Source organism: Kamptonema animale CS-326 (assembly GCF_028330895.1).
GTDB lineage: Bacteria > Cyanobacteriota > Cyanobacteriia > Cyanobacteriales > Microcoleaceae > Kamptonema > Kamptonema formosum.
In genome coordinates this window covers 1-8,289 of the sequence record NZ_JAQMUA010000375.1, presented here as the reverse complement: position 1 = coordinate 8,289, position 8,289 = coordinate 1, and the positions used below count along the sequence as shown (strand labels likewise).

Annotated in this window: 5 protein-coding genes; 1 reads left to right on the top strand and 4 read right to left on the bottom strand. The window is 42.0% G+C overall.

Going from position 1 to position 8,289, the window contains the following annotated elements:
• Positions 1–153: 153 nt before the first annotated feature.
• A complete protein-coding gene (locus tag PN499_RS21855) occupies positions 154–1,410 on the bottom strand; it encodes a CCA tRNA nucleotidyltransferase (RefSeq protein ID WP_272034569.1) in 1,257 nt (418 codons plus the stop codon).
• A gap of 118 nt (positions 1,411–1,528) precedes the next feature.
• On the opposite strand from PN499_RS21855, the gene PN499_RS21850 reads away from it, so the two are divergent.
• Positions 1,529–1,777 (top strand): Ycf34 family protein, encoded by a 249-nt coding sequence (locus PN499_RS21850; protein ID WP_007354526.1) that lies wholly within the window; start codon positions 1,529–1,531, stop codon positions 1,775–1,777.
• Between the two features lie 383 nt (positions 1,778–2,160).
• Here PN499_RS21850 and PN499_RS21845 read toward each other — a convergent pair whose 3' ends face one another.
• From PN499_RS21845 to PN499_RS21835, 3 genes are read right to left on the bottom strand one after another with little or no spacing between them, the layout of a single operon-like run.
• Positions 2,161–3,483 carry a hybrid sensor histidine kinase/response regulator gene (locus PN499_RS21845; RefSeq protein WP_272034567.1) on the bottom strand — a complete coding sequence of 441 codons (1,323 nt, stop codon included), beginning with the start codon at positions 3,481–3,483 and terminating at the stop codon, positions 2,161–2,163.
• An 8-nt stretch (positions 3,484–3,491) separates the two neighbouring features.
• Complete coding sequence (locus PN499_RS21840; RefSeq protein WP_272034565.1) at positions 3,492–6,329, bottom strand: CHASE2 domain-containing protein; 2,838 nt, start codon at positions 6,327–6,329, stop codon at positions 3,492–3,494.
• 13 nt (positions 6,330–6,342) lie between these two features.
• Complete coding sequence (locus PN499_RS21835) at positions 6,343–7,485, bottom strand: DUF928 domain-containing protein (RefSeq protein ID WP_272034563.1); 1,143 nt, start codon at positions 7,483–7,485, stop codon at positions 6,343–6,345.
• Between the last annotated feature and the right edge of the window lie 804 nt (positions 7,486–8,289).

The following is an 8,289-nucleotide window of genomic DNA, read 5'->3' as shown; positions in this document are numbered from 1 at the left end:
GAAAAAATTCTCCGAGAATTTGGAGAAACCTATGTAATTAATTTTGTCTGACTACTTAGCTACTGCCATTTGCTGCTGTTGCTCATTCGTTAAGCCGCTCGATATACTGTTCAAGTTGTTGTTCATTAGGATAAAATTTTATATATAGAACAATTATAGCACATTACCAACCAACTTTGCCGCCAATTCTAACGCTTCTTCACGAGTAGAAATTCTACCTTCAACTCGCGCTAACTGAATCTCTAATAACAATTGTCCAATTAACGGACTTCTAGGTAAATTAAACTCTGCCATTAAATCATTCCCGCTAACTAACTGTGTCGGATGAGCAACCCGATCCTCTGCATCCAAATACCGATGAATTAAAACTAAAATTCTATCAAATGATACTTCCGCCGCTAAAGCAAAAATAGCTAAAGCTGGAAATACATTTCCTAAATCGCGAAATAAAAAATACTGCTCTCTCAAAGACAATTCAGCAATATCATTTTCTTGCAGTTTTGGCAAATATTTTAATAGTGAAATAACGCCCTTAATCTCCGCATTGCTGTACTTCAACGTCATCAACTCAACCTCAGCAACCACCGGATCTGGATTCACCAAACAGGCTAACTTAGCAATAGCTAATAGAGGTGTTTTAATCGTATCGCGAACCCATTGGGATAACTCCACAGCCAAATTAGGCCAAACTTCTGCTAAAGTAATAACAGCAGCATTAATCCTTGTCAATCTATCAAAGCGATCGCCCGCACTCGGAAACCAGACTGAGATTAAATTATCTTCCCAAGCGCGACAGATCCAAGGAACTCCCACAGGATTATTCAACAAATAACCCAACTCCGATCGCACTCGTTCCACAGCCACTTGACTTAATAGCGGCGCTAACTCCCGGATGGTAGCATGAGTTTCAGGCGCGATCGCAAAATTTAACTGAGCAGCTTGGCGGTAAGCTCTCAACAACCTCAGCGGATCGTCCCGCAAATTAGCAGGCGAAACCATCCTAATTATCCGCGCCTGTAAATCCGCTTGACCATCCACAGGATCGATAATTTCCCCAGTAAAAGGATTGTAGGCGATCGCATTCAATCGAAAATCCCGCCGCCCCAAATCCGTCTCCAAATTCCCCCCCTCCGCCTGAGCAAAATCAGCCGTAGCGCCCTCAAACACCACCCGCGCAATTTGTCGCTCCGCATCCAGTAACACAAACCCAGCCTGATACAGATTAGCAATTTTACGAGCCGTCTTCACTGCCGGAGCCAACATCACAAAATCCAAATCCAAATACTCAGAAACTCGCCCCAGCAAAGCATCCCGCACCGCACCGCCGACTAAATAAGCAGGCCCAGGCAGCTCTTTCAACTCAAAAGGCCAAGTATTAGGAGATAATGTAGAAAGAGAAATACTAGACATAGCAACAAAAATCAACTCAGATCTCAAGCCAATAGCATCCTGTCTAAGCTACATTAACAGAATCCCCAGTCAATTAACCGTGCGATCGTTTTTTTGAAATGCACAGAGGAATTTAGCAATGTGTATTTGTATTAACTGCCACTACGTAGACCGTTGTCTCACCTACAACGCCGTAGAAACCCAACACCAGCAGCCTCACCTCACCGAAACCCCCGATTTCGACCCCATTGAACCCAGCATCAACGTCAACATCCGTACTCGTCAAGAGGAAATAGAAATGGAATGGGATGTCGTCGGTTGTCTGAGTTTCAAGCAAGAAACAGGGAAATGGGCGAGATTGCGGCCAGGAGAATTAGTACCAACCTAAGTAGCTGGAAAAAATAAAGAATGTCATTGCGAACCCAGCGAAGCAATCTCAAAGCCCAAGCGAATTGCTTCTGTTTGCTTCGTTCCTCAGATTGCTTCGTTCCTCGCAACTCGCAATAACATGGCTACGTTTATTTATGTCCGACTACTTAAGTAAAATAGGACTTACTATGGAGTCCCAGAAACCGGATTTTTGAGAGAATCTGTGGATAAAGGCGAAGTATTTTCGTCAAAAAACCGGTTTCTTTGGTTGATTGTTAACTGTTAATTGTTAACTGTTAATTGTTAATTGTTAATTGTTAATTGTTAATAATCCCTCCCTCATCCTCCCCATCTCCCCCCTCTCCCCCTATCTTCCCCTAGCCCCTAGCCCCTAGCCCCTTCTTAATTAAAAGGAAGCTCAATCAAAAATTCTGTCCCTTTTCCCGAAACCGACTTATAGCTTAATTTACCATGATGTCTTTCTTCAATGATTTGGGAAGCAATCGATAACCCTAAACCTGTCCCTTTCCCTATCGGCTTTGTTGTAAACATATAGCTGAATAGTTTAGCTGCGGTTTCTTCGCTCATCCCACAACCGTTATCTTTAATCGCGATCGCTAAGTGAGAATTTTGCACAGATGTCTCAATCAAAATCTGGTTCGGATTACTCATAATTTCGCTAAAGCTACGTCCATTGTTCGTTTCTTCCACTGCATCAATCGCATTGCTTAAGAGATTCATAAATACCTGGTTTAATTCACCAGAATAACACTTAATTAGTGGCACATCCCCATAGTTGCGTACCACTTGAATTTCCGGGCGGCTCTCATTAGCTTTCAATCGGTACTTTAAAATCACTAACGTACTATCAATTCCATCGTGAACGTTGAATTCTACCAAAGACAAAGAGTCTATGCGAGAAAAAGTCCTCAGCGAAACGCTAATATTACTGATGCGATCTGTTCCATCCTTCATTGATGAAAGCATTTTGGGCAAATCTTTCTTTAAGTAATCTAATTCAATGTCATCCAAAAAATCTTGAAGTTTAGCTGAAGGTGTCGGGTGTTCTTGTTGATAAAAATCAATCAGTTCTAATAGGGATTTTATATTTTCTTTAAGTTGACCAATAGTGACAGAAATAAAGCCAATGGGGTTATTGATTTCGTGAGCGATCCCTGCTACCAACTGACCCAGAGTAGACATTTTTTCACCCCGTACTAATTGCAATTGAGAGTTTTGTAATTCTTGCATTGCTTGTTTAAGTTCAAGTGTCCGCTCTTCCACTCGTTGTTCTAAAAGTTCATTTTGCTCTATCAATTTTTGATTCAAAAAACGTAATTTCAAGTGAATAGCTACGCGAGCTAACACTTCTTCCTGTTGGAATGGTTTAGTAATATAGTCTACAGCACCTAACTTTAATCCTTTTACCTTATCAACTACATCGCTCAAAGCTGTCATAAATATCACAGGAATATCATAGGTTTTGGGGTTTTCTTTCAACAGATAACAGGTTTGAAAACCGTCAATTCCTGGCATCATTACATCTAGTAATATCAAGTCGGGAAGAGCATATTCTACTTGGTTAATGGCACTCGCTCCATCGGTTGCTACCAAAATTGTCCAACCAGAATCTGACATAGCTTCTGAGAGAACTCTTAAATTGGTAGGGTTATCATCTACTAACAAAATTGTGGCATTTATTGGTGTTTCTTCTTGTTTATTCATAAGCTTTGTCAAGTTTTATGATGATTATCTACCAATTTTTCAATTAAAATTTGGAGTTTCTTCACAGCAAAGTTATCAGCGAGTTGTCGTAATTCATCAATTAGGGGTGCGTAAGTTTTATCTGCGTCTTCTAGCTCATCACAGATTAATTTAATTGCCTTTATATTCCCCTTCAATGCGAAATCATGAAGCTTTTCTAGTGATGTGTGAGGTAGAACTACTTTTGCTATTAATTCTTCTAATTTGGCAGGTGTTGGCATTGTTTTTTGTCCCAACTCTGTTAATTTTTCTTCCCGCACCCACTCCAGATTTAAATGCTTTCTTAACACCTCCAAAAGCAGATCGATTTCAATGGGTTTTGATAAAAATTCATTTGCTCCTATTTCAAAGCTTTGCTGTTGTGTTTCCTCAAAAATATTGGCGGAACAAATTACAACTGGCACTTGTTTAAGTTGGGGATCGGAGCGAATGTGGCGGAGCATTTCCCAACCATCCATAATTGGCATATTCAAATCAGCAACAATTAAGTCAACATTAGAGTTTTTCGCGGCTTTCAATCCTGCTTGACCATCACCAGCTTCTATAATATAAAAACCGATTGATAAAAGAACTGAGGTAATAATATGACGAGCTTCAAAACTGTCATCTACAACTAATATAGTTGGGCTTTCTCCTTGGATTCCAACGATTTTACTGGTGGATGGTGAAATAGATGTTGCTTCGGGAAGAGTGAAATTAACCGGAAGTTCTACGTCAAACCAAAAAATACTTCCTTCCCCGAATTGACTAACTACTTCTAACTGACTTCCCATCAAATTTACTATTCTTTGGCTAATCGCTAATCCTAACCCTGTTCCGGTTGCCATTCGCGATTTGTCTCCCACTTGCTCGAATGGTAAAAATATCTTATTAAGCTGTTCTGAAGTCATACCAATGCCAGTATCTTCTATGGAAAATCTGATTTTTGCCGCTGAAAATTGGTTGTTTTCTGTCTCAGTTGTCCAGAGATTGCTGTCCTCTAAGGAACATTCGCTTTTGCTAAGAATTTCTACTTTAAAGTTGACTCCTCCGCTGTCAGTAAACTTAATGGCATTGCCAATGAGATTAATTAAAACTTGTCGCAGTCGTTTTTCGTCAGCATAGATTTTGAGGGGTAATTCAGAAACTTTTGGAGGAGAGAAGTCAATACTTTTTTGAACGGCTTTAATTCGGCAAATTTCAGCAACGCTAATCAGAAAATTATGGAATCTCAACTCTGTTGGGTAGAGATCGAGTTTCCTAGCTTCAATTTTTGACAGGTCTAAAATATCGTTAATTAAGGTGAGCAAATGGTCGCCGCACTGATGGATAATCCGAATTCCGTCTAACTCTTTAGAGGCTAGCGCTTGCGATCGCTCTAAAATTTGAGCATAGCCTAAAATGCCGTTGAGCGGTGTTCGCAGTTCATGGCTCATGTTTGCTAAAAATTCACTTTTAGCGTGGTTAGCAAAATCGGCGGCAACTTTAGCTGCTTCTAATTCCTGGGTGCGTTCAGTAACTTTTAACTCTAAATTCCGCGAATATTCTTCTAACTGATTATTTGCTGTTTCTAAATCACTATTGGCTGTTTGCAATTTTTCATTTGCTGTTTTTAATTGCCAATAATTGTGGTGATTAGTGGTTAAAATTCCTGCAATAGTCAAGGCAAGTAACGGCGAAAAAACGGGAATTACCCACCCCCATAAAAAAGCAATAAAGCTGATTCCTATCAGGCAGGTTCCTGCGACTAAAATATATAAAATAGTTACAGTTGAAAAGTTGTTTTTCTTTAAATAACTTGATGCCAATAACGTCCAACTTCCAGCAGCACCACTGAAAGACCAAAGGGCAATCCATACCCAGTTTGCTTGCTGATTCCAAACTCGCAGTAGAGGTCTTCCTTGGAGAGCTGCGCTTAATATTTGACTGGTAATATTGGCGTGAATTGCTACACCAGGAGTTAATTGAGGTGCAGAGAGTAGACTGCTGCTGTAGGGGGTACGAAAAATATCTTTGAGGCTGTCAGCGACAACACCGACAAAGACTGCGCGATCGCGCATCAGTCCTTCAGGAATCTTACCTTCGAGGACATCAGCCATCGATATGACTAGGAAGCTTTCTATTGAACCGCGATAATTCACTAAAATCTGATAGCCACCTTTACTACCAGGAGCAATGTAGCCTCCTTCTTCCCCTGTTAAAGGTGTAAATGTAGCCTTACCCAGCCCGATTTTTTGATGTTTGGCATCAATCATCCGCAGTTCCACTTTTTGTGGTTTCAGATAATCTAAGGCTATCCTAACGCCTAATCCCTCTCTAAATTGTGGGCCGACAGACATCAAAGCTCGTCGCACTTTGCCATCTGCGTCTAATACTAAGTCGGAAGCTGCGACTTGATTCGATTTCTTTAAAGTTGGTGGCGGTGCTACAGCATTACCCACAACTTTCTCAATCCCGATCAAGTTGGGTGTGGACTCCATGACTTTGACTAATTCTTGATGTCCTGGTTCTAATGGCAAGTCGCGGTAAAGATCCAAACCGATCGCTCGTGGCTGTTGTTGTTTAATCTTGTTGAGCAATTGAGCTAAGAGGCGATCGGAGATCGGCCAAGTTCCTGCGTATTTGATGTCTGACTCATTGATAGCAACGATGATAATACGCTGGTCTATGGGTTCTGCTGGCCTGAACCGAAAAAATTGGTCAATTGTTGCCCATTCAAGTAGTTGAAATAAGCCAAGGGTACTTCCAGCAATGGTAACGATGGTGGTAGTGGCCGCGATCGCCACTACTCCTTGCCACTTAACAACCTGCTTTCTGAAGTTAAGCATTATTGATTTTGGATTACAACTCTACCAACGGAATAGCTGCAAGGTTCTCTAAACCAACTTGCTGCAACAATGCCTTCCACTCGGAAACTAAGGTCTGATTTTCTGGTTGCGATCGCCTCGCAGAAGCTAGTAGCGCCAGAGTATCGTACCAAATCCCAGATTCAGCATATAGCGTAGCTGCCTCTAATGGTGTCAGTTTCTCCTTTAAACTAGCGATCGCTGGAGGTGGAACTCGCTTGATCCAACCGTTGATGCCGTAGTTACCCGGTTGCAATATCTGACCTGGTTCGATCGTAGCAAAGAACCATAAATAATCTTTACCAACTTCTAGCTCTGGAGCATCAGCGGGTAGAGTAAAGCTGATAATGCCTTGCTTACCTGAAATGTCAAAAGTCGTCTGGTAGTGATGTTTTCTGTCCGTGCTTTGCAAACTGAAAAATATTTGCTTGGGAGTTCCCTGGGGCACGTACACAAAGAATGTCGGGTGTCCCGCCACTGTACGTCCGAGCTTGGTTGGAGGCAACAAGGGGATAAACAAGGAAAGTTCGTCTTTGCCACTGCTACCTAAGATTGTAGGCTTCGGCGAGTCTTCCCCTGAAGCTTCAAAGTGGACAGTGCGAGTGCCACCACTTGTGGTGTTACTGGGTGAATCGTCACCTGGTGCAGTAAACCTTACCCCGTCGCGAGTGCCACCACCTGTGGTGTTACTGGGTGAACTGTCACCTGGTGCAGTAAACCTTACCCCGTCGCGAGTACCGCCACCTGTGGTGTTACTAGGTGAATTGTCATCTGGTGCAGCAAACCTTACCCCGTCGCGAGTACCGCCACCTGTGGTGTTACTGGGTGAATTGTCATCTGGTGCTTGAAACTGAATGCCACGAGTACCGCCACCTGTGGTGTCGCTGGGTACACCGTCCCCTGGTGCTTGGAACTGAATGCCACGAGTACCGCCACCTGTGGTATCAGGGGGTACGCCGTCCCCTGGTGCTCGGAACTGAATGGCAATTAGAGATGGGTTAGCCCTAGCTGGGGCGATCGCGCTGGAGTTGCCCTTGGCTTGCGCTGCATCCTGAACCCAGGGGAAAATGACTAAAGGCACAGCTAAAGCTGCACTTGATAGGATACTGGCAATTGTTATTTGGTGAGAGGTAATCATATAGTTTTTGTGAGGTAAATTTTATCTTCTGATTGACTCATAAGATTGAGTCAATGTACTGTCCCGGATTATATATTAACTTCTGCTGTTGAGTATAATGTATTACCCTTATTATGTCACTCTCGGTAGAGAGTTTTCTGGAACTACTGGTTGGTCAGGCTTTTGGCTTGCCAATCCTAAATTCTTGAGAATGGCTAAAATCCAGAAATTGCCAGGTGAAAACATTTTTTTATGACCAAAATTACAGGTTCGGGATATAGCAAATTCCCCATTATATGAAGTACACCCATTTGTCGATCCCCGTAGAGACACGGCATTGCCATATCCTTAGATCTAATTTCTATGTACTTCAGGTGCTTGTCTTGTAATCTGGTGTATGTACAGCAGTAACACAACTAAAAAGTTGAGGAAAAAAATCTGTACATATTCTTATCTTGTAGCTGCACCCCGACCCTAATTTGTTGAACCTTATTTTTTATAGATGCAGCGTCTTTTGATTTCTAAACCCAGTCTATCAAATCCTACCACTTTGCTGTACAAATTGTTTATATTTCACTTCTCTTCATCATAACTTCAAATTTCTTACATATTTCAATATATTCCTGGTTGAGGAGTATGGTAACAGCGCGTTGAGAAACTTTATCGATACCGCTCGAATATAACAGCCGCTTTCGTTGGTTAAGACGTTCTAAGTTCCACCAAATTCGCTGATTCTATTCGCCTCTTCCCCTTCTTCTCCTTCTTTTCCTTCTTCCCCTTCTTCCCCTTCTTCTCCTTCTCCCCTTCTTCCCCTTCTTCCCTTCT